The 19,860-nt window shown below is 63.6% G+C and carries 22 protein-coding genes and 1 pseudogene; 9 read left to right on the top strand and 14 right to left on the bottom strand.

From position 1 onward, the window contains the following. Positions 1 to 128: 128 nt before the first annotated feature. Positions 129 to 323 (top strand): annotated as a pseudogene (locus ACFQNJ_RS05355) (AIR synthase-related protein); the annotation flags it as partial. A 101-nt stretch (positions 324 to 424) separates the two neighbouring features. Here the strand turns inward: ACFQNJ_RS05355 and ACFQNJ_RS05350 are convergent. Both ACFQNJ_RS05350 and murJ read right to left on the bottom strand, forming a co-directional pair. Next, positions 425 to 1,282, bottom strand: a complete 858-nt coding sequence (locus ACFQNJ_RS05350) for a SirB1 family protein (protein WP_382254582.1) — start codon at positions 1,280 to 1,282, stop codon at positions 425 to 427. Positions 1,283 to 1,313: 31 nt separating this feature from the next. Beyond that, positions 1,314 to 2,879: a murein biosynthesis integral membrane protein MurJ gene (murJ, locus tag ACFQNJ_RS05345; RefSeq protein WP_382254579.1), complete on the bottom strand. Its 1,566-nt coding sequence runs from the start codon at positions 2,877 to 2,879 to the stop codon at positions 1,314 to 1,316. Between the two features lie 129 nt (positions 2,880 to 3,008). Here murJ and rpsT point away from each other — a divergent pair, with 129 nt between their 5' ends. After that, a complete protein-coding gene (gene rpsT, locus ACFQNJ_RS05340) occupies positions 3,009 to 3,302 on the top strand; it encodes a 30S ribosomal protein S20 (RefSeq protein WP_374643347.1) in 294 nt (97 codons plus the stop codon). A 156-nt stretch (positions 3,303 to 3,458) separates the two neighbouring features. On the opposite strand, the gene ACFQNJ_RS05335 is transcribed toward rpsT, so the two are convergent. The 12 genes from ACFQNJ_RS05335 to ACFQNJ_RS05280 all read right to left on the bottom strand — a co-directional run bounded on the left by ACFQNJ_RS05335 (position 3,459) and on the right by ACFQNJ_RS05280 (position 13,616). Next, positions 3,459 to 4,292 (bottom strand): TIGR00266 family protein, encoded by an 834-nt coding sequence (locus ACFQNJ_RS05335; RefSeq protein ID WP_374643349.1) that lies wholly within the window; start codon positions 4,290 to 4,292, stop codon positions 3,459 to 3,461. An 82-nt stretch (positions 4,293 to 4,374) separates the two neighbouring features. Continuing rightward, complete coding sequence (locus ACFQNJ_RS05330; RefSeq protein WP_382254577.1) at positions 4,375 to 5,928, bottom strand: methyl-accepting chemotaxis protein; 1,554 nt, start codon at positions 5,926 to 5,928, stop codon at positions 4,375 to 4,377. A 197-nt stretch (positions 5,929 to 6,125) separates the two neighbouring features. Then, positions 6,126 to 8,054 carry a methyl-accepting chemotaxis protein gene (locus tag ACFQNJ_RS05325; protein ID WP_382254574.1) on the bottom strand — a complete coding sequence of 643 codons (1,929 nt, stop codon included), beginning with the start codon at positions 8,052 to 8,054 and terminating at the stop codon, positions 6,126 to 6,128. 159 nt (positions 8,055 to 8,213) lie between these two features. After that, positions 8,214 to 8,555 carry a hypothetical protein gene (locus ACFQNJ_RS05320; protein WP_382254572.1) on the bottom strand — a complete coding sequence of 114 codons (342 nt, stop codon included), beginning with the start codon at positions 8,553 to 8,555 and terminating at the stop codon, positions 8,214 to 8,216. Between the two features lie 27 nt (positions 8,556 to 8,582). Next, a complete protein-coding gene (locus tag ACFQNJ_RS05315; RefSeq protein WP_382254569.1) occupies positions 8,583 to 9,011 on the bottom strand; it encodes a hypothetical protein in 429 nt (142 codons plus the stop codon). A 68-nt stretch (positions 9,012 to 9,079) separates the two neighbouring features. Continuing rightward, a complete protein-coding gene (locus ACFQNJ_RS05310; protein ID WP_382254566.1) occupies positions 9,080 to 9,790 on the bottom strand; it encodes a DUF1294 domain-containing protein in 711 nt (236 codons plus the stop codon). Further along, on the bottom strand, positions 9,787 to 10,080 hold the full coding sequence (locus tag ACFQNJ_RS05305) for a YciI family protein (RefSeq protein ID WP_382254563.1): 294 nt from the start codon (positions 10,078 to 10,080) through the stop codon (positions 9,787 to 9,789). The genes ACFQNJ_RS05310 and ACFQNJ_RS05305 overlap by 4 nt, the downstream gene beginning before the upstream one ends. Before the next feature lie 224 nt (positions 10,081 to 10,304). Then, entirely contained in the window at positions 10,305 to 10,742 is a 438-nt protein-coding gene (locus ACFQNJ_RS05300; protein WP_382254561.1) for a hypothetical protein, read from the bottom strand. Between the two features lie 132 nt (positions 10,743 to 10,874). Next, positions 10,875 to 11,285: a hypothetical protein gene (locus ACFQNJ_RS05295; RefSeq protein ID WP_382254558.1), complete on the bottom strand. Its 411-nt coding sequence runs from the start codon at positions 11,283 to 11,285 to the stop codon at positions 10,875 to 10,877. Between the two features lie 3 nt (positions 11,286 to 11,288). Next, the gene (locus tag ACFQNJ_RS05290) at positions 11,289 to 12,149 is read right to left on the bottom strand and encodes a DUF6731 family protein (protein ID WP_382254556.1); all 861 of its coding nucleotides are present in this window, start codon (positions 12,147 to 12,149) and stop codon (positions 11,289 to 11,291) included. A 127-nt stretch (positions 12,150 to 12,276) separates the two neighbouring features. Then, positions 12,277 to 12,849 (bottom strand): hypothetical protein, encoded by a 573-nt coding sequence (locus tag ACFQNJ_RS05285; RefSeq protein ID WP_382254553.1) that lies wholly within the window; start codon positions 12,847 to 12,849, stop codon positions 12,277 to 12,279. 419 nt (positions 12,850 to 13,268) lie between these two features. Beyond that, positions 13,269 to 13,616, bottom strand: coding sequence for a DUF3579 domain-containing protein (locus ACFQNJ_RS05280; protein WP_382254551.1), 348 nt, complete (start codon positions 13,614 to 13,616; stop codon positions 13,269 to 13,271). Positions 13,617 to 13,965: 349 nt separating this feature from the next. Here ACFQNJ_RS05280 and ACFQNJ_RS05275 point away from each other — a divergent pair, with 349 nt between their 5' ends. From ACFQNJ_RS05275 to ACFQNJ_RS05245, 7 genes are all read left to right on the top strand, one after another. Beyond that, the gene (locus ACFQNJ_RS05275) at positions 13,966 to 15,180 is read left to right on the top strand and encodes an aspartate aminotransferase family protein (RefSeq protein WP_382254548.1); all 1,215 of its coding nucleotides are present in this window, start codon (positions 13,966 to 13,968) and stop codon (positions 15,178 to 15,180) included. A 10-nt stretch (positions 15,181 to 15,190) separates the two neighbouring features. Then, positions 15,191 to 16,138 carry an ornithine carbamoyltransferase gene (gene argF / locus ACFQNJ_RS05270; protein ID WP_382254545.1) on the top strand — a complete coding sequence of 316 codons (948 nt, stop codon included), beginning with the start codon at positions 15,191 to 15,193 and terminating at the stop codon, positions 16,136 to 16,138. Between the two features lie 19 nt (positions 16,139 to 16,157). Further along, entirely contained in the window at positions 16,158 to 16,472 is a 315-nt protein-coding gene (locus ACFQNJ_RS05265) for a YkgJ family cysteine cluster protein (RefSeq protein ID WP_382254543.1), read from the top strand. Positions 16,473 to 16,493: 21 nt separating this feature from the next. After that, positions 16,494 to 16,832 (top strand): YkgJ family cysteine cluster protein, encoded by a 339-nt coding sequence (locus ACFQNJ_RS05260; protein WP_382254541.1) that lies wholly within the window; start codon positions 16,494 to 16,496, stop codon positions 16,830 to 16,832. A 37-nt stretch (positions 16,833 to 16,869) separates the two neighbouring features. After that, positions 16,870 to 17,790, top strand: a complete 921-nt coding sequence (locus tag ACFQNJ_RS05255) for a class I SAM-dependent methyltransferase (protein ID WP_382254539.1) — start codon at positions 16,870 to 16,872, stop codon at positions 17,788 to 17,790. 88 nt (positions 17,791 to 17,878) lie between these two features. Continuing rightward, on the top strand, positions 17,879 to 18,430 hold the full coding sequence (locus ACFQNJ_RS05250; RefSeq protein ID WP_382254537.1) for a hypothetical protein: 552 nt from the start codon (positions 17,879 to 17,881) through the stop codon (positions 18,428 to 18,430). Positions 18,431 to 18,508: 78 nt separating this feature from the next. Then, positions 18,509 to 19,852, top strand: a complete 1,344-nt coding sequence (locus ACFQNJ_RS05245) for a glycoside hydrolase family protein (RefSeq protein ID WP_382254534.1) — start codon at positions 18,509 to 18,511, stop codon at positions 19,850 to 19,852. Positions 19,853 to 19,860 lie beyond the last annotated feature (8 nt).

The following is a 19,860-nucleotide window of genomic DNA, read 5'->3' as shown; positions in this document are numbered from 1 at the left end:
AACCGCCCGCGTGCCGTCCACGGCTTCTACCCGCCGATCGTCGTCTACCAGGCCATGTTGGACAAGCTCAATCAACCCAATTCCTCAATTCAATAAATCGGTGTTGCACTTGGTGCTTGACTCCGCCCTGGCTACAGAAGGTGGCCGGCATTGACGACATCGAGATGAACCGCACCTTCAACAACGGCATCGGCATGGTGGTCGTCATCGACGCCGCCCAAGCCGCTGCCTGCGCCGCCACCCTGCGCGAGCTGGGCGAGACGGTCTACGACATCGGCGTGATCGCCCCCAAGGGTGAAGGCACAGCGGTGGTGGTCGGCTGAGGCTTCGCCTCTCCCACAGCAGGAAGGCCCGGCGACGGGCCTTCCTTCATGGTGCCCGGCCTGCCCGCGCGGGCATCAGGCGCGGGGTCTAAGGCCAGACCTCAGTTCAGCGCCCGCCGAAGCTCGGCCAGGCGGCTGTTGATGGCCTCGCGGTCGAGCAGGTCGTCGGTGTGCTCGATGTAGGTTTCCAGGTCCTGCACCGCCAGCCGGGCATCGCCCATCTCGGCCCAGGCCAGGCCGCGGTCGCGGTATTCCACCCAGGCGTCGGGCAGCAGGATCAGCAGGCGGTCCTGGATGGCGATCAGGCGCAGCCAGTCTTCCTGCGTGCGATGGATTTCCTTGAGGTTGCGCAGCATGCGCGCCAGGATCTCGCGCGAAGGCGCGGGCTGCAGGTACAGCCCCACCGGCACATCGAAGTCGTCCACCAGGCCGTTGCGGCGCTTGTAGGGCTCCAGCCGCTCGGACAGGTCTTCGCGGCTGAGTGACTGCCCGCTGAACGGGTCGATCACCACCTGGCCGTTGGGCAGATTGACCTTGACCATGAAATGGCCGGGAAAGTTGACCCCCCGCGCCTTCAGATCGATGCCCTGCGCCAGCTCCAGCCACAGCACCGCCAGCGAAATCGGGATGCCCCGGCGGGTCTTGAGCACCGCGTTGAGGTAGCTGTTGTCCGGGTCGTAGTAATTGTTGACGTTGCCGCCAAAGCCCAGATCGCGGAAGAAAAACTGGTTGAGCGCGCGCAGCTTCTCCAGGCTGTCGCTCATGTCGGCGGTGCGCCGGCGCAAGCGCGCCAGCAACTGGTCCACATCGCCGAGCACCTGCTGCACATCGAGCTCGGGGTACTCGTCCTGGGCAATGGACGCGGCGGCTTCCAGCAGCGGAATGCTGTCGTCGTCACCCACCAGGCTGGCAAAGTAACCCAGCGGCGTGGGGGTCAGGCGATCGAGGAAGCTGGACATGGCGGCGGTCGTCCTACACGGCAGGCGCCCATTATCTTCTGACGAACTGCCGCAGGTTGACCCCGGACAGCAACAGGCTGGCGAAGTAGATCACCATCGCCCCCAGCACGCAAAGGGTCAGGGCGCCGACGCGCAGCAGCCGCTGCCCCTCGAAGCCTGTCCAGTCCAGCGTGGTGGCGGTCCAGCTCAGGAACACGGCCAGCAGCACACTGGCAGCCACCACCTGCAGGGCAAAGCGCGCCCAGCCCGGCGAGGGCTTGTAGGCACCCCGGCGCAACAGGCCGATCAGCAGCCAGGCGGCATTGATCATCGCCCCCAGGCCGATGGCCAGGGCCAGACCCGCATGGGCCAGCAGGGGCACGAAGGCCAGGTTCATCAGCTGGGTCAGCACCAGCACCACCACGGCAATCTTCACCGGCGTGCGGATGTCCTGGCTGGCGTAAAAGCCCGGGGCCAGCACCTTGATCGCGATCAGCCCCAGCAGGCCGGCGCCGTAGCCGGCCAATGCCACCGATGTCTGCCGCACGTCGGCCGCCGTGAAGGCGCCATAGTGATACAGCACCGCCACCAGCGGCTTGGCGAAGGTCAGCAGCGCCACCGCACAGGGCACGGCCAGCAGCACCACCAGGCGCAGCCCCCAGTCCAGCAGGTTGCTGTAACGCTGGTTGTCGTCGGCCGCCCGCGCGGACGACAGCTGGGGCAGCAGCACCACGCCCAGTGCCACGCCCAGCATGGCGGTGGGGAACTCCATCAGCCGGTCAGCGTAGGTCAGCCAGCTGACGCTGCCAGTGGGCAGGTGCGAGGCGATCTGCGTGTTGATCAGCAGCGAGATCTGCGCCACGCTCACGCCCAGCAGGGCCGGCAGCATCAGCGTGAGCACGCGGCGGGTGCCGGGATGGTTCCAGGCGGCCTTGACGCCGCCCCAGCCCAGGTGCGGCCGGGGCATCATGCCGATGCGCGCCAGCGCTGGTATCTGCACCCCCAGCTGCAGCATCCCGCCCAGCATCACCCCGCCAGCCAGGGCGTAGATGGGTTCCAGCCCCATCGAGGCAAACCAGGGCGCGCCCTGCCAGGCCGCCAGAATCATGGCCAGGTTCAGCAACACCGGGGTGGCCGCCGGCACGGCAAAGCGCTTCCAGGTGTTCAGGATGCCCGCCGCCAGCGCCACCAGCGACATGAAGGCGATGTAGGGGAACATCCAGCGCGTCAGCACCACCGCTGTCTCGAAACCCTGCGGGTTCTGCTTGAGGCCCGCCGCCATGGCCCAGACCAGCGCCGGCGCAGCCGCCACGCCGATGACGCAGGTGATGATCAGCGCCCAGACCAGCACGGTGGCGATCTGGTCGACCATCTGGCGGGTGGCCTCGTCACCCTCTTTTTCGCGCACGCCGGCCAGCACCGGGACGAAGGCCTGGCTGAAGGCGCCCTCGGCAAACAGGCGGCGCAGCAGGTTGGGAATGCGGAAGGCGACGTTGAAGGCGTCGGTCAGCGCGCTGGCACCGAAGGTGGAGGCCACCAGCAGCTCCCGCACCAGACCGGTGATGCGCGAGGCCAGCGTCAGCAGCGAAACAAGGGAGGCGGACTTGAATAGGGACACGCCGCCAGTGTAGCCCCCCGCCCCACCCGATTGGCACCGCCTGGCGGGCTTTGGTGGCACCAGTGCGTATCAAATGGTAGAATCGCGGGCTTTGCTGGCATCATCCCAAACACGTAAAGGAATACTCACATGGCAACCAAGCCGAAGAAAAAGAACCCCCGCCTGGCATCCGGCCGCAAGCGCGCCCGCCAGGACGTCAAACTGAACGCCGCCAACACCTCGCTGCGTTCGAAGTACCGCACGGCCGTCAAGAACGTCGAGAAGGCCGTTGTGGCCGGCGACAAGTCCAAGGCCACCGAACTGTTTGCCAAGATGCAGGCCGTGGTTGACACCATCGCCGACAAGGGCATCTTCCACAAGAACAAGGCCGCTCGCGACAAGAGCCGCCTGTCCGCCAAGGTCAAGGCCCTGGCCGCCGCCTGATTTTCAGCGGCAAGCGGCCTACCCCGGCAGGCCGACAGCCCGGACCCTGTGGCATCAGCATCAGGGTCCGCCGTTTGAAACGGTGCGCTGCCAGCAAATAAATGAGAAACCGCCCCTCGGGGCGGTTTTTCTTTGGGCGCTTGAAACCTTGGACGCTCAGGAATCGCGGTCACCACCAAAGAAACCGCCCAGCAGGCTGCCGCCCACCAGACCACCGGCCAGGCCACCCTGCTCGCCGCCCGAACCGCCACCGCCCTTGCTGACCGGCGCCGCTGCAAAGATGCGCGAGGCCAGGCGGGCAAAGGGCAGCGACTGCAGCCAGACCGTGCCCGGGCCGCGCAGCGTGGCAAAGAACAGGCCCTCGCCGCCGAACAGCGCGGTCTTGATGCCGCCCACAAACTGGATGTCGAAATCCACATCGGCCGTGTAGGCCACCACGCAGCCGGTGTCCACCCGCAGCACTTCGCCCGGGGCCAGCTGGCGCTTGAGCACCGTACCGCCGGTGTGGATGAAGGACAGGCCATCGCCTTCAAGCTTCTGCATGATGAAGCCTTCGCCGCCGAAGAAGCCGGCGCCCAGCTTGCGCTGGAAGGCAATGCCCAGCGACACGCCCTTGGCGGCGCACAGGAAGGCGTCCTTCTGGCAGATGAGCGTGCCGCCCAGCTGCGACAGGTCAAACGGCACGATCTTGCCGGTGTAGGGCGCGGCAAAGGCCACCTTGCGTTTGCCCTGGCCTTCGTTGGTGTACACGGTGGTGAACAGCGATTCACCCGTGATCAGGCGCTTGCCCGCGCCCATCAGCTTGCCCAGCAGGCCGCTGGCGCCCGAGCCGGCCGATCCATCACCGAAGACGGTGCTCATCTGGATGCCGTCTTCCATGTACATCATGCTGCCGGCTTCGCCAATGGCGGCTTCGCCCGGGTCCAGCTCAATCTCGACCAGCTGCATGTCGTCGCCATGCAGGTAGTAGTCCACTTGGTCCATTGCCATGGTCATGTCCTCCGGAGGTTGGTATGGGATTCCACCCCGAACGATACGCCATCGGCGTGGCTGGCCGGTGGCGTCAGGCGCCTCAGGCCAGCCTGAACACCTTGACGGCCTCCAGCAGGTGCGTGGCCTGGTCACGCAGGCTGGCCGCTGCTGCGGCCGACTCCTCCACCAGCGCCGAGTTCTGCTGCGTCATCTGATCGAGGTTGGACACCGCCAGATTGACCTCGCCCAAGCCCGTGGCCTGCTCGCGGTTGGCCATCTGTATCTGTTCGAGCAGCCCGGCCAGTTCATGCACCGAGGCCACGATCTGTGACATCGTTTGCCCCGCACTGGAGACCTGCTGCCCACCGGCCTCCACCCGCTCCACCGACTCCCCGATGAGCTGCTTGATCTCCTTGGCCGCCTCGGCCGACCGTGTGGCCAGGCTGCGCACCTCCGACGCCACCACCGCAAAGCCCCGGCCATGCTCGCCCGCGCGTGCGGCTTCCACCGCCGCGTTCAGGGCCAGGATGTTCGTCTGGAACGCAATGCCGTCAATCACCCCGGTGATGTCCGCAATGCGCCGCGATGAATTGGTGATGTCGGTCATCGTCGTCACCACGTCCTTGACCGCCTGGTTGCCGGCCTCGGCCGAGCGGGAGGCCGCCCCCGAGATCTGGCTGGCCTGCGCTGCGGCCTCGGCGTTGCGGGTCACGGTGTCGTTGATCTCAGCCATGGCTGCAGCGGTCTCCTCCAGGTTGGAGGCCGTCTGCTCGGTGCGCCCTGACAGGTCCGCATTGCCGGCGGCAATCTGGGTGGCGGCCGTCTCCATGCTGTGGGCCGAGTCCTGCACCATGCCCACCATGCGGCGCAGGTTGACCGTCATCTCGGCCATCGACTGCATCAGCAGGCCGATTTCGTCCTTGCCCCCGCGCACCTTGATGTCCTGCGTCAGGTCACCCTTCGCAATCGCCTGGGCCACCCGCACCGCCTTGTTCAGGCCGCGCACGATCGACAGCGACACCGAGCGGGTGAGCATGATTGTCACCACCAGCGCCACACCGACAATCAGCGAGAGCTTCCCAATGTAGGCCATCAACTCGTCGTTCAGGTCGTCGATGTAGATGCCCGAGCCCACCACCCAGCCCCAGGGTTCAAAGCCCTTCACATAGGAGATTTTCTCCACCGGCTCGCTTTTGCCGGGTTTGGGCCACATGTAGGTCACAAAACCCGCGCCGTCGCTGCGCACCTTCTGCACGAAGGCCTGGAACAGCGGTTTACCGGTGGGATCGCGGTTCTCCGTCACATCCTGCCCGTTGAGCTCCGGCCGAATGGGGTGCATGACCACCCGCGGGTGCATGTCGTTGACCCAGAAGTATTCGTTGCCGCTGTAGCGCAACTTGCTCAGCGCGTCCTTGGCCAGCGCCTGGGCCGCCGCCTGGTCCAGCTGGCCCGCCTGCTGCTGGCCGTGGGCCCAAGCCAGCACACCGTGTGCGATCTCTACCGTCTGACGGGTGGCGTTCTCACGCTGGGCATATCCCTGCTGATAAGCGTCGTAGCCTTCCAGCAAAGCCACAAACACCAGCGCCCCGATCCCCATTGCCGCCATCAGGCGCAGCTTTGCCACGATGGACAGCTTCTGCAGCAAATACTTCATGTCTTTCTGTCTTGTTGGTTGAACTCCCGGTGTTGGCCCTGGAAACCGAAAAAGTCATCAATGAGACCTATCAGTCACCAAAAACGCCAACACCACCTAATTACAAGTCAGAAAGTATATTTAGGTATTTACCCTATAAAAGGCCTTTTATGACATTTTTGTGACTTTCGTCATGCATTCACCAAAATGATGCACGGTCACCCCCGCAGCCGGAACGAACCCACCACCTCGGCCAGACGCTGGGCCTGGCTGCGCAGGCTTTCAGCGGCGGCGGCACTTTCTTCCACCAATGCGGCGTTCTGCTGCGTGACCTGGTCGAGCTGGGCCACGGCATCACCCACCTGAGAGATACCTTCGGACTGCTCCTGGCTGGCCAGGGTGATGCCTTCGATCAGCTGCGACACGCGCGCCACCTGATCGACGATCTGGCCCACGCTCTGGCCCGCCTGGGCCACCAGGCCGGTGCCCGACTCGACCCGCTCCACGCTCTCGCCGATCAGGGTCTTGATCTCGCGCGCGGCCTGGGCGCTGCGCTGCGCCAGGTTGCGCACCTCACCCGCCACCACGGCAAAGCCGCGGCCCTGCTCGCCCGCGCGGGCGGCTTCCACCGCGGCGTTGAGCGCCAGGATATTGGTCTGGAACGCAATGCCGTCGATCACGCCGATGATGTCGCTGATGCGGCGGCTGCTGTCGTTGATGCCCTGCATGGTCTGCACCACGCGGCCCACCACCTGGCCACCCTCTTCGGCTGCGGCGCGCGCCTCGCGGGCGATGCGGGCCGCCTCGCGCGAGGTTTCGGCGTTCTGCTGCACAGTGGAAGTCAGCTCCTCCATGCTGGCGGCGGTCTCTTCCAGGTTGCTGGCCTGCGTCTCGGTGCGTGAAGACAGGTCGGCGTTGCCGGTGGCGATCTGGCTGCTGCCGGTGGCGATGCTGTCGCTGCTCTGGCGCACGGCCGACACCATGGTCACCAGGCTCTCGTTCATGGTCCGCAAGGCGGTCAGCAATTGACCGGTCTCGTCGGTGCTGCGCACCTCGATCTGCGAGGTCAGGTCACCGGATGCGACGGTCTCGGCCACCTTGACGGCCTTGTGGATCGCACCCGTGGTCTGGCGGGCAATGCCCAGCATGATCAGGCCACCCAGCACCACCAGCACACCAATGCCCACCAGCAACAGTGTCAGGCGCTGCATGGCGGCAGCGGCTTCGGCGTTGAGTTCTTCGGTCAGCACCTTAAAGGCGTCGTCGATAAGGGCGAACTGGGCATCGATCTGGGCCGTGGTGGCGGCAAAGAAGTCGTTGGGCGCCATCGTCAACTGCTCGGCCTTGAGGATTTCCTTGTCCACCAGGGCAAAGGCGGCATCGGCAGCGGTCCAGGCGGCGGTGGCCTTGGCGCCGATGGCCGAGTTCAGGCGGGTGTTGGCCGCCACCGACTTGTCCAGACTGCGACGGGCCTGCGCCACGTGCGAACGCGAGACATTCACCAGCGTGGTCAGGCTGGAGCGCTGGTCACTCCCCAGCTCACCCCGGGCCAGCGTGAGTGAGCCCTGCGCGCGGGCCTGGCCCAGCGTCTCGGTCAGTCGCGGCAGGTGCACCAGCACCGACTGGATCAGGTAGTAGGTGTGCGCGTTCGGGTCCAGGCTCATGCCCGACGCGTCGTTGATGTCCTCGATCAGCGCCAGCTGAGCAGCAATCAGCGCGGTGTGGCGCGCAAAACTCTGCGGGCCGGGAATCGACTTGCCTGCCACGTCGGCGGACAGCGCCTTCCACTGCTCGGTCAGCTCGCGGTGTTTGGACTGCAAGGCCGGCGCGCCCATGGCGGCCAGTGCGCTGCCCAAGTTGGCAAACGCGGTGTCCACATCGCCCTGGCGCTTGGCACGCGTGTCCTTGACGGAATCGTTGCCACCCAGGAAGTTGGCCGACAGGCCCCGGTGCTGCTGCGTCAACTGCACCAGCTTGAGGGCGGCCCCGGCCGAGGGGATGCCTTCGGTCTCGCCATTGGCGGCCCGCCAGACGGACAGATCGGCCCGCACCGCCATCACCGTGGGGAATGCGGTCATCACCAGGGCGATGAGGCCGATCAGGAAGAATTTTTGCGCCAGGCGCATGTTGCCGAGAAGGGTTTGCATTCGTAACACCTTTGCCATTTATCCATTCGCAAAGGTCATATCGGTGCAAACCCTAGTGACTGTAGGTCACAAACGGGGTTTTTGAAGGACTAGTTCGACAGAACTACGCACAACAAAGTATGCGGGCGCAAGAGCGTACGCATGCAGCGCAAGAAACGTTCAGAAACGCAGCCGCGCCACCACCCAGTACAGCCCGAGCGCCGCGCCCAGGCCCAGATGCAGCCACAGCAGCCAGCGTGGCCACCAGCGCGCCGGGAGCGGCGCAGCGCCCTCCTCACCCGGCGCCTTGGTCGGCAGCCACCGCAGCAGCAGGCCCAGCAGCAAGGCGGGCGCATACAGCACCCCCGTCCACATGGCCCAGGCAATGCCCACGCCGATGCAGCCAAAACCCTCGCAGCGCAGCCGCCAGGTGTAGGCCGCCGCGCTCCAACTGATCAGCACCATCCCGGTGAACAGGATCAGCAAGGTCTGCTGGACGCGGGGGCGGTGCAGAAAGGTCATTTCAATCGGCGATTGCAGGCCATTGAATCAGAGCTTGCCCGTGTCGTACAGCTCGTCGAACTTGCGCTTGGCCCGAATGTAGTGGTTGCCGCACTCCACAAAGGCGTTGCCGACTGCGTCATCGCAATGCTTGGGGCGCTGGTAATAGCGGTTCCAGGCGGCTTCGCGGGCCTGCGCTGCCTTTCTGACAGCCTGCTCGCGCTGCTCCGCATCGATGCGGGCCTGCATCTCCAGCCTGACCTGCTCCAGCTTGCGCCGGTGCTCGGCCTCCTTCGCCGCCTCGATCTGGCGGTTGCTGGACTCCATGATCTGTTGGGCCGACTGCTTGGCCGTCTGCGTTATGCCCTCCAGCGCACGGTTGATCATCCACAAACGAAAGGCATACGCGGCGGAACCCGCGATCACCAGACCCAGCGCCACCCCTGCAGCGATCTTGAAAATGTCTTGCGTCTTCATGTGTTCCCCTGCCTGAGCGCCAACTTCGAGCTGAGCCAGCCCGTGCGCGCTCGGCAACCCCTTTTTTTTTAAAACACCACCCCATCCAGCACCGGCCGCCCATAGGGCGAGGCCAGCCACACAAAGCCGGCCACATTGCCCAGCACCGTCAGCCAGAACACCGCGCGGAACGGGGCCTTGGTGGACTTGTGGCGCAGGACCTGCTGCGCCAGCAGGGCGCCGGGCCAGCCGCCGGCCAGTGACAGGGTGTGCAGCGTGCTCTCGGGCGTGCGCCACTGGCCCTGCACGGCGGCGGACTTGTCCATGGCGTAGGTCACAAAGGTAACCACACTCAGCCCCGCATAGACCAGCGCCAGCCAGGCCGGCGGCTTCCACAGCACGCCGACCACCAGCGCCAGCACCAGAAAGGCCGGGATGGCGAACAGCGTGGCCGTGCCCCAACGGGCCGGCGATGATCTTGATGAAGAAGATGAAGATGAAGAAACCGACGCAGACGAAGACCGGCGACGTGACGAGGCAGACGAAGCGGATGCAGACACAGGCGCCGCCGACACCAGCGCGGCCAGCCGCGCCCGCTTCTTGCCCTTGGGCCCCAGCTCCACCTCAAAGCTCACGCGCTGGCCAACCCGGGGCCGGCCACCCACCAGCGACGACATGGTGAAGGCCTTGATGTGAACGAACACTTCGTCCCCGCCCAGGGCCGGCTCAATGAAGCCAAAGCCCCGCTCGTCATTCCATGACTTGATCGTGCCCTCAAAACGCATGGCGGGTCGTGTCACATCAGCACCTGGAACTGCGGCAGCGCCTTGCCCCAGGCCAGCAAGCGGTACTTGCGCGGGTTGGCCTGGTAGTACGGATCGGCCTCAATCAGCTCCACCGCCCGCTGCCGACTGGCCACCTCAAACACCCACAAGCCGCCCAAATACGGCCCGCCATGCTCATCGCGCAAGCCCCCGGCCATGGGAATCTCGGCGCGGTGCTGATCCAGAAGCGCCAGATGCGCGGGCTCCAGCGCCTTCCTCACGGGGATCATTTCTTGGCCTTCTTCGAAGATGACTATGTAGCGCATCGTTAACTACCAAGGTAACCGGCGCCGGCGTCCGCGAAGGCGGAGGGCACAACCAAGGGCCATGAAAATGCCGAAGGCATGGCCCTTGTTTGCGTCCGCGTTGACCTTACAGTTAGGCTGGGGCGCGGAGTGGAAGGTTTTTGAATTACGACTGCCCTAAAATTTGAGTATTACACTTCACGTGTCAATCCGCGCCTCATTTGCCAAATTATGGTTGCATTAATCTATAAGCCGAAGATGATACCAATAAAACCAGCAAGCACTAGTGCAAGAAGCAATAACCCAAGCCATTTTGCGAAAGCGTTCCCTAACTCTGACGTTCCGTTTAGCTGATAGTCAATCTCCTTCTTCAGCGAGGTCAGTCCGCTGTTGCGCGGCTTCGGACTCTGGCGATCTGAACTACCGTGCGACTGAATGGCCGAACTTGACTGTTTTAAGTGCTGCTCTACAACCGCCACTTCGTCCTTTAATGACTGAACACGGAGTTTTAAGTACAGTGCTTGTGCGCGCTGAACATCCATCGTGCATTCAGTCAGAGCTTTTGCCCAGAGCCCATCACGGCGTTGGCCTGCTTCGACTTCCCGCAGCGCCTCAGCATATAGCGCTTCTTCAGTTACTCGGAAAGTGGCCCCTCTAACCTTTATTTCGTCAATCAGACCCATTTTAAATTAACTCCAATCGCTTATATCGCTCAGGTTATGCAGCAGCCCGCTGATGAGGCATAACGCCGTGCTCTGCGGAAATTTAGGAGCGCCAGAGAATAAATCTTCCGTAGCAGCACTTTGTTAGCACCATTAACCATACTTAAAAATCTTGAGCATGATATGAGTGACACGAATAAATGCTGAAAGGGCACAAACTGAGGCGCCAACCCAAATCAACGAGTACCAACCTGAATGTGTATCGACAAAATAACCAACAACGCTGAGACTACAAAAGAATAAGTTCACCCATATTGCCTGGCCGATATACGAGACTAACTCTTCGATATAGCCACTCCTCTTCAGTTGATCGATTATCGGCGAACTCATACTAATAAGTATCGACTTGCTAGTAGCCAGAAAACCGACAAAAATCCCTGATACTGTCAATGTGGCAGAGAGTAGCGACTCTCCAGTCGGAAACACTGCTTCTGCCTGAAACCAGAAAGCAGCTGCTATCAAGCCAAACAAATATGGATAAATCTTTTCAAAGAAAAGCTTCATTTTTTATCTCAACATTTGGCGCCAACCATTCTTGGCTCTTATCAATGCACGCCATCTTTCATCGCGGGGATAACGAAGATCAGCCCCGAGAACAAGGTCATTGAACTCAACCGAAAGTCTATGAGCAATCAAATCCAACACCTCAGTAACAGAATCTTGATTTTCTTTTCCTGAGACTTCTAATTTTGTCACGGCATCAGGATTCTGGCCAAGAATTGAACGCAGCGCTGCAAGACCATCAAGAGCACCTTGGGCAAGGCTACGGTTTCGCTCACCATGCACTGAAATCTCAACCTTGATTTTGTCAGCACCATTCTGCCGACCATAATCGATAGCTTCTGATAGCGGGCGGCCACGCTGCCTATCCTGCTCTGACATCCTCGTAACATCGAGACAGAATGAAATTTTCCGAGTTATGCCATGATTAATTAACCTTCTTTCCACGTCCTCATCATATTTCGGCTTGAAGGTGTATAGGTTGTTTTCTGTGCCATCATAGGCACTAAAATAATCAGCTATCGCCCCACCTCTAACCCCAAAATGATTGTATTGAATAAGAATATAGCCGGTTGTGGGGTCATATAGAGCGGCAGTTTCCTCACCGAAACCTTCCTCTTCTTCAAACTCGAAGCCCTCGACTTCAGAGTCCCGCCCAACCTTTCCCGGACCATGACTGGTTCTTATCCTAACGAAATCCATAAGCCATAGCCCATCCAGCTGCGTGATAGACTCAACCCTAAGCTCTACTTGGTTTATCAATCTTATTCTTTCTCTAAGACTCTGCTCATTCTCAATTTGCTGCAACACTTCTTCGAGTGGCTGACTTCCATCAGCAAATTCAACTTTGTATGCGTGTACCTTCATATACCCTAAATCCTTAGTTTGATATTAATGACCACCCAAGACCCAGACTACGCGCTAACGTTAGAATTCACCGGGCTTGCGCGGCTTTATGCGTAAGGTCCGGTGGAATGATGGGTTGGGTATCGGGCTACCATTTTGGGAAACGAAGTTTTCCAAATCGAGCGCGGGGAAATGCGTAGTCCGGTGCGAAATCGCTATACCAAAGCACCTGCTTGCGACAGTGCTCCACAAAATCCTCGTCGTTCCAGAGCACCTTCATTTCAGCCTTGGTTAAGCGACGGGATACATCTTCATCATGCACGTCAGCAAAAACTCGGCCCGTATATGGATTTAGCTTTGGCCACTCATTAGTCTTGCGATGAAGATGTCCGTGGGGCACAGACGGGTAGCAGTCCCGATCTCCAACCGTAAACATCCACTTATTGAACGCGAGGAACCGCGGCCATCTGTCGCTCGGATCTTCGTCTGGGGCGTTAGCTGAACCGGAACCTCCTTGGCTCTGTGCGCCCCCGTTTTCCTGTATTTCATCATTTTCACGCGAACGTTCCGGCTCTTCATGCCGGCCACTTCGGGGATCGGGCTTGCCATTTCCATTCGTCGATAGCCAATACGCTATTTCACGACGCTCTTCGTACTCCGCAATACCGATAAGGCCAAGTTGATAGCTAAGGTCCGACAGTAGGACGATGTAATGATGCATGGGGAGTCCTATTGAGATGCCCAACTTTGATTTAGACGACAGAAGGTTGGCCGCCCATCGCGGAAGTCGGGTAACACAGTACTAAATGCATTCACTTTCCCCTTGCAAATCAACTACATGGGCCATCAACAATCGGGTGCCTAGTGGTATATCAATATCCACAAACCCGACTACCGTCTGGCAGCGCTAGCGCCACCACCTAAGCAACCAGATGTAACACCAACCCACTATAGCCACCCTCAAGGCATGCGCAAGCCGCACCCCTGTCAAATCCAACAGGGTGCGGCCGATTCATCCCCCGTTTTGGGGATAGCGCTCCGCCCAAAGCAACAGGCGTGGGAAGGGTGTGAGGTGGGTGAGAAAAGGGGGAGCGGAGAGAAACCAGCGGCAGACAGCCGCCAGTCAGCCGGCCAGCAGCCTCAGGCCTTGCCGGCAGTGCCTGCTTGGCCGGGCTGATCAGGAAGCGCGCAACCTTCGGACACCTGCAGCTCGTTGTCCTTGGCAAAGTTCATGACGAAGTCCCAGGCCATGGGTTCTGCGTCGCGCAGGTCGGTGTGCACGATCACGACCTTGACGCCGTTCATGACGGTGGGCACGCACCAGGGCGAATACGAGATGTGGCTGCCCAGGGCGGCCTGGGCGCCGCCGGGGCGGAACTGGCTCATGACACCGGCCAAGCGCTCGGCCCAGTCGCTGGGGCGAAAGGTGCGGCCACCCCGGGTGATGCCCTGGATGAACACTTGCTTGGCGGTGGGTGTGACGGCCATGGTCGCTGCGCTGCTGCGGTGGTTCTTCGCTCGGTGCCTCGGGTGGAGGGCAGTGGGTGCTGCTGCGGTCTGCCAACGCCACCGGGTGGGGCGGCGTTTCAGATGCTGGTATTGTATCTTATATAAGACTTGAGCACAGGGATAACCCGCAGCCATGGTGGCACAAACCAATGACACGGGCCACCGCTGCGCCGGGGCATGGCTGCGATGCCCAATCGTCATGAGTAGCCTAAGCGGCTGCCCCTACAATGACCTTTCAACGGCTCAACCTTTTCGTTGAGCCGCTTGTTTTTTGTCGGCTTTCTCTGCCTTTTCAGCCACTTTTCACCTTGTCCGGAGTCTTTCCGTCATGAACGCTGCTGCCGCCGCCCCCGTCGTTCCGTCGTCGCCGCATGTGATGAACACCTACGGCCGTCTGCCGATTGCGATGTCGCATGGCCGAGGCTGCCGCGTGTGGGACGTGAACGGCAAGGAGTACCTGGACGCGCTGGCCGGCATTGCGGTCAACACCCTGGGCCACGGCCACAGCAAGCTGGTGACGGCGCTGCAGGACCAGGTGGCCAAGATGATCCACTGCTGCAACTACTACCACGTGCCTGACCAGGAGAACCTGGCGCGCCTGCTGGTGGAGCGTTCGGGCCTGACCAATGTGTTCTTCTGCTCCACCGGGCTGGAGGCGAACGAGGCCGCGCTGAAACTGGCGCGCAAGTACGGCCACGACAAGGGCATTGAGCGGCCCGAGATCGTGGTCTATGAGAAGGCCTTCCATGGCCGGTCGATTGCCACGCTGAGCGCCACCGGCAACCCCAAGGTGCAGGCCGGCTTTGGCCCGCTGGTGGAGGGTTTCATCCGCGTGCCGGCCAACGACATCGAGTCGCTGAAGAAAGCCACCGAAGGCAACCCCAACGTGGTGGCGGTGTTCTTCGAGACGATCCAGGGTGAAGGCGGCATCAACCCCATGCGCGCCGAATACCTGCGCCAGGTGCGCGCGCTGTGCGACGAGCGCGACTGGCTGATGATGATTGACGAGGTGCAGTGCGGCATGGGCCGCACCGGCAAGTGGTTTGCCCACCAGTGGGCCGACATCAAGCCCGACGTGATGCCGCTGGCCAAGGGCCTGGGCTCTGGCGTGCCCATTGGCGCGGTGGTGGCCGGCCCCAAGGCCGCCAACATTTTCCAGCCGGGCAACCACGGCACCACCTTTGGCGGCAACCCGCTGTCCATGCGCGCGGGGGTCGAGACCATCCGCATCATGGAAGAGGACGGCCTGCTGGAGAACGCGGCCAAGGTGGGCGCGCACCTGACCGGGCGCCTGCAGCGCGCGCTGGCAGGCAAGCCGGGCGTCAAGGAGATTCGCGGCCAGGGCCTGATGATTGGCGTGGAGTTGGACAAGCCCTGCGGCGTGATCACCCAGCGCGCGGCCGATGCGGGCCTGCTGCTGTCGGTCACGGCCGACAGCGTGATCCGCCTGGTGCCGCCGCTGATCATGACCGAGGACGAGGCCGACGAGGTGGCCAACATCCTGCTGCCGATCATCGAGACCTTCCTGGCCGAGAACGCCTGACGGAGACCCCATGAGCATTCGCCATTACCTGCAGTTCAAGGATTTTTCTGCCGACGAATACGGTTACCTGCTGGGCCGCGCGGCCTTCATCAAGGCCAAGTTCAAGGCGGTGGAGAAGTACCAGCCCTTTGCCGACCCGGACCGCACCCTGGCCATGATCTTCGAGAAGGCCAGCACGCGCACCCGTGTGAGCTTTGAGGCCGGCATGTACCAGATGGGCGGATCGGTGGTGCACCTGACCACCGGCGACAGCCAGCTCGGCCGGGCCGAGCCGATCGAAGACAGCGCGCGCGTGATCAGCCGCATGGTCGACATCGTGATGATCCGCACCTTTGGCCAGGACAAGATCGAGAAGTTTGCGCAGTACTCGCGCGTGCCGGTCATCAACGGCCTGACCAACGAGTTCCACCCCTGCCAGATCCTGGCTGACCTGTTCACCCTGGTGGAATACCGCCCCGCCGCCAGCGGCAACCCGCTGGACGCGATCAAGGGCAAGGTGGTGGCCTGGGTGGGCGACGGCAACAACATGGCCAACACCTGGCTGCAGGCGGCCGAGCTGCTGGGCTTCACCGTGCACGTGAGCACGCCCAGCGGCTACGAAGTGGACGCCCAACTGGCGGGCATCAGCAACCCGGCCTGCTACAAGGTGTTCAGCGATCCGAAGGAGGCCTGCCAGGGCGCCGATCTGGTGACCACCGACGTGTGGACCAGCATGGGCTACGAGGCCGAGAACGAGGTGCGCCGCGCCGCCTTCAAGCAATGGTGCGTGGACGAGGCCATGATGGCCGTGGCCAAGCCCGATGCGCTGTTCATGCACTGCCTGCCCGCCCACCGCGGCGAGGAAGTGACCGCCGAAGTCATCGACGGCCCGCAGAGCGTGGTCTGGGACGAGGCCGAGAACCGCATGCACGTGCAGAAGGCGCTGATGGAGTACCTGCTGCTGGGCAAGCTGGCCTGAACTGGTTTTTTCCACCGCCGTGAGTGCGTGCACCACCTGTGGCGCCTGCTGCGCCAGCTTTCGCGTGGACTTCTCGGTGTATGAGCACGAGGAGCACGGCGGGCGCGTGCCTGCGGGGCTGGCGGTGGGGGTGACCGACAGCACCTGCCGCATGAGGGGTACTGACCACGCCCGCCCGCGCTGTGCGGCGCTGTACGGCAAGATCGGCGAGAAAGCCATCTGCGGAATCTACGAATGGCGACCCAGCCCCTGCCGCGAGTTTGAAGAAGGCAGCGACGCGTGCGCACAGGCGCGCCGCCGCCACGGACTGGACCCCCTGCCTCACGACATCTGAACCCTGATTTTCTGACCCATCATGAGTCAGCAACCTACCCTGGCCGCGTGCCTGACCTGCGGCGCCTGCTGCCAAAGCTTCCGCGTGGAATTCGCGGTGTATGAACTGGATGACATGGGCGGCCAGGTGCCCGCCGCGTTGACCGAGCCGGTCAATGGCAGCACCTGCCGCATGCAGGGCACCGGCACGGTGCCCATCCGCTGTGTGGCGCTGCACGGCACCGTGGGCCAGACAGTGGCCTGCAGCATCTACGACCGGCGACCCCGCCCCTGCGCCGAACTGGAGGAAGGCAGCTACGGCTGCAACAAGGCCCGGGTCCGCCACGGCCTGCCGCCCTTGGGTGAGTGGCACGGGGCCTGAGCACGACGGAGCCCGTCGCCGGGCGACAATGCCGGCCATGCAAGCCCTGATCGACGCCATTGCGTCAGTTGACCTTTCTGCAGACGCCTGCCGCGTCTTTCATGGCCGTGGCGGCCTGTACCCCGGCGGTGAGGACTGGACCCTGGACTGGTACCCGCCGGTGTGGGTGGCCACCCACTTTGGCGAAGCCCCTGCGGCCGAGGTGCAGGCGCTGGGCGAGGCACTGGCCACGCGCTGGGCGCAGATCGGCCAGGGGCAGCCGCTGAACTGGGTGCTGCAGCGGCGCCAGCCCGACGGCCCGGCCAGCTGCGCCGTGACCGAGCTGATGGCCGGCAGCGTGCCCGAGCCGCATGTGGTGACCGAAGACGGCGCCCGCTACCGGGTGAACGTGCTCAAGGGCCAGAACCGGGGCCTGTTCCTGGACATGGCCGAGGGCCGGCGCTGGGTGCGACAGCATGCGCAGGGCGCCAAGGTGCTGAACCTGTTTGCGTACACCTGCGCGTTCTCGGTGGCGGCGCTGCAGGGCGGCGCGCGCGAGGTGGTCAACCTGGACATGGCCCAGGGCGCGCTGACCACGGGGCAGCAGAACCACCAGCTCAACGGCTTCAGCGGCCGCGCCAAGTTTCTGGCGCATGACCTGTTCAATTCCTGGGGCAAGGTCAACCGGCTGGGGCCGCACGACCTGGTCATCATGGACCCGCCCAGCTACCAGAAAGGCAGCTTTGTGGCCGGCAAGGACTGGCCGCGCCTGCTGCGCCGGCTGCCCGATCTGCTGATGCCCGGCGGCCACGCGCTGATCTGCCTGAACGCGCCCGAGATCCCCGAGGCGGTGCTGCGCGAACAGCTGGCGCAAGAGGCCCCCGCCATGGTCGTGGAGCAGCGCCTGCCCAACCCGCCCGCGTTTGCCGATGTCTCACCCGACCGGGCGCTGAAGGTGCTGGTGGCGCGGCTGGGCTGAACGGTCACACCCGGTTACCTTGTGCCCGGCGCTGGGGCCGGCGGTGCCCCATAGAATCCAAAAGTTCTCATTTGAAAAAGAAGAAGCCATGAATCAACGCTGTCACACACCCCGGGGCCGCCGCTGGCTGCGCCCTGTTCTGCTGGGCCTGGCCGCCGCCGGGCTGAGCGCTTCGGCCCTGGCCGCCGAGCCCAAAGCCACCCCCACGGCGTCGGCGCCCGATTTTTCGGGCACCTGGCGCGTGGAATGGTGCGACAAGGCCCGGCCGCAGGCCGACTGCGGTGGGTTCACCGTGTTCCTGTTCCAGAAGGGTGAACGCCTGTGCGGCAACCACCATGGGGCCACGGTCAACCTCTCGCGCCTGGACGACGGCGAGCCGCGCTCGATCGTGGGGGCGGTGGCAGGTCGCAAGGCCGTCATGACGGTGCACAGCACCCGGGCCAGCGAGGCAGGCACGCTGTTCCTGGCGGTGGCCGAACACCAGGGCCGTGCGCTGCAGTGGCGCGTGGTGGACACCGTGACGGGCGATGGCACCGACCATGTGGTGGCCCAGAAGGCCACCCTGCGCCGCGAAGCCAACGACGAGCGCAACGAGGCCTGGCAGGCCGCGCGCGACGCCTGCCGCAAGAGCTTCGACTGATTCATCCCCGCCACACGGGTGGCCACCGGCGGGACAGCCGGCCATCCGGTGTGCGACTTTCGGCCCCAGGGAGGCACGATGGACCATCAACTGCTGGACGAGGCGACCTACGCCCGCCGTTTCCGTGAACTGATCGCCGGGACCGAGTCCCTGCACGCCCACGCCCAGGATGTGGGCGACGGCAAGGCCACCATCGGGTGGGGCTACACCTTCAACCGCAACAACAACGAAGCCATCTGGCGCGATTCGGGCATCGGGCTGAGCGACGGCCAATGGCAGCGCCTGCGCGACATCGACCAGGCCGCCAGCAGCCGCAAGACCGCGCTGGGCCTGGACTTCGGGCGCACCCTCAATGAGAGCGAGGCCGACCGGCTGCTGATCGCCTCGTCACCCAGCTACCAGACCTATGCCGATGCGCTGGCCCTGCCCGATTCCCGCGAACGGCTGGCGCTGGTGTCGGTGACCTACAACCGGGGCGTGGGCGCCATGAAGGACCACCCGGTGCTGGGCGCCATCGAGGCCGGTGACCGGGCCGAGGCCTGGTACCAGCTGCGCTACAACTGCTGGGGCTCCAACGCCACGGCCGAGGCCGGGCTGCGCAAGCGCCGACTGGCCGAGGCGCAGGTGTTTGGCCTGTACGACAACCCGGACCAGGTGGGCCGCGACGAGGCACTGTCTGTGCTGGGCATGGCCGAGCAGCGCCGCGAGGCCATGGACGCGGTGGAAAAGCGCTTTGGCCAGACCATCGACGGGACCGACGGCAAGCGCGATCTGGTGGCCCTGGCCAACCGGGACTACCCGGCCATCACCGAGGCCTTTGGCGAGGTGCCCACCCTGCGCGAGGCGCTGGACCCCGCGCGCCTGGCCCTGCTGAGCCACCTGCGCGCCGAACACCCGGCCCATGCCGAGGCCCTGGCCGACGACCGCGTGGACGTGAAGGACCTGCATGTGCGCCCCGGCCAGACCAAGGGCGACTGGAACGTCACCATTGGCGACGGACCGAATGCCCTGACCCTGCCCATGAACCGGCAGACACCGGCGGTGAATGAGCGTGCCGCCGCCCCGCTGTTGCCCGAACTGGAGGCCCCCTTGCAGGCGGCCGGCCACGACGGTGCGACACGGCAGCAGATTGGCCATGCGTGGCAGGACCACCTGCAGCGCCATGCCCACCTGGGGCCGGCGGACCGCGTGCTGCTCAGCCGCGACGGTCAGACCCTGGCGGGGCTGCACGGCCCGCTGATGAGCGAGATGCACATCCCCACGGCCCTGTCCCGGTTTCAGTGGCAACCGCCAGAGGAACAGCCCCGGCAACTGCCGCAAGTGGTCGAAGGTTGGGTTGAACGCGGCGCCGACCGGTTGGCGGCGCTGTCGCCCGTGGCGGGCGAGATCGAGGCCTGGTCCAACGGCGTACGCCAGCGCTGAAGCACGGG

Source organism: Hydrogenophaga bisanensis, assembly GCF_042665135.1.
Taxonomy (GTDB): domain Bacteria; phylum Pseudomonadota; class Gammaproteobacteria; order Burkholderiales; family Burkholderiaceae_C; genus Hydrogenophaga; species Hydrogenophaga bisanensis.
This window is presented reverse-complemented; position numbering and strand designations above follow the sequence as displayed.

Excerpts from the sequence above, each read along its gene's own strand:
- ACFQNJ_RS05275 (WP_382254548.1), top strand. The coding sequence starts at position 13,966 with ATGAACGCTGCTGCCGCCGCCCCCGTCGTTCCGTCGTCGCCGCATGTG.
- ACFQNJ_RS05255 (WP_382254539.1), top strand. The coding sequence starts at position 16,870 with ATGCAAGCCCTGATCGACGCCATTGCGTCAGTTGACCTTTCTGCAGAC.
- ACFQNJ_RS05250 (WP_382254537.1), top strand. The coding sequence starts at position 17,879 with ATGAATCAACGCTGTCACACACCCCGGGGCCGCCGCTGGCTGCGCCCT.
- ACFQNJ_RS05285 (WP_382254553.1), bottom strand. The coding sequence starts at position 12,849 with ATGCATCATTACATCGTCCTACTGTCGGACCTTAGCTATCAACTTGGC.
- ACFQNJ_RS05330 (WP_382254577.1), bottom strand. The coding sequence starts at position 5,928 with ATGAAGTATTTGCTGCAGAAGCTGTCCATCGTGGCAAAGCTGCGCCTG.
- rpsT (WP_374643347.1), top strand. The coding sequence starts at position 3,009 with ATGGCAACCAAGCCGAAGAAAAAGAACCCCCGCCTGGCATCCGGCCGC.
- ACFQNJ_RS05315 (WP_382254569.1), bottom strand. The coding sequence starts at position 9,011 with ATGAAGACGCAAGACATTTTCAAGATCGCTGCAGGGGTGGCGCTGGGT.
- ACFQNJ_RS05280 (WP_382254551.1), bottom strand. The coding sequence starts at position 13,616 with ATGGCCGTCACACCCACCGCCAAGCAAGTGTTCATCCAGGGCATCACC.
- ACFQNJ_RS05245 (WP_382254534.1), top strand. The coding sequence starts at position 18,509 with ATGGACCATCAACTGCTGGACGAGGCGACCTACGCCCGCCGTTTCCGT.
- ACFQNJ_RS05305 (WP_382254563.1), bottom strand. The coding sequence starts at position 10,080 with ATGCGCTACATAGTCATCTTCGAAGAAGGCCAAGAAATGATCCCCGTG.
- ACFQNJ_RS05335 (WP_374643349.1), bottom strand. The coding sequence starts at position 4,292 with ATGGCAATGGACCAAGTGGACTACTACCTGCATGGCGACGACATGCAG.
- ACFQNJ_RS05325 (WP_382254574.1), bottom strand. The coding sequence starts at position 8,054 with ATGCAAACCCTTCTCGGCAACATGCGCCTGGCGCAAAAATTCTTCCTG.
- ACFQNJ_RS05350 (WP_382254582.1), bottom strand. The coding sequence starts at position 1,282 with ATGTCCAGCTTCCTCGATCGCCTGACCCCCACGCCGCTGGGTTACTTT.
- ACFQNJ_RS05290 (WP_382254556.1), bottom strand. The coding sequence starts at position 12,149 with ATGAAGGTACACGCATACAAAGTTGAATTTGCTGATGGAAGTCAGCCA.
- ACFQNJ_RS05260 (WP_382254541.1), top strand. The coding sequence starts at position 16,494 with ATGAGTCAGCAACCTACCCTGGCCGCGTGCCTGACCTGCGGCGCCTGC.
- ACFQNJ_RS05295 (WP_382254558.1), bottom strand. The coding sequence starts at position 11,285 with ATGAAGCTTTTCTTTGAAAAGATTTATCCATATTTGTTTGGCTTGATA.
- argF (WP_382254545.1), top strand. The coding sequence starts at position 15,191 with ATGAGCATTCGCCATTACCTGCAGTTCAAGGATTTTTCTGCCGACGAA.
- ACFQNJ_RS05300 (WP_382254561.1), bottom strand. The coding sequence starts at position 10,742 with ATGGGTCTGATTGACGAAATAAAGGTTAGAGGGGCCACTTTCCGAGTA.
- ACFQNJ_RS05320 (WP_382254572.1), bottom strand. The coding sequence starts at position 8,555 with ATGACCTTTCTGCACCGCCCCCGCGTCCAGCAGACCTTGCTGATCCTG.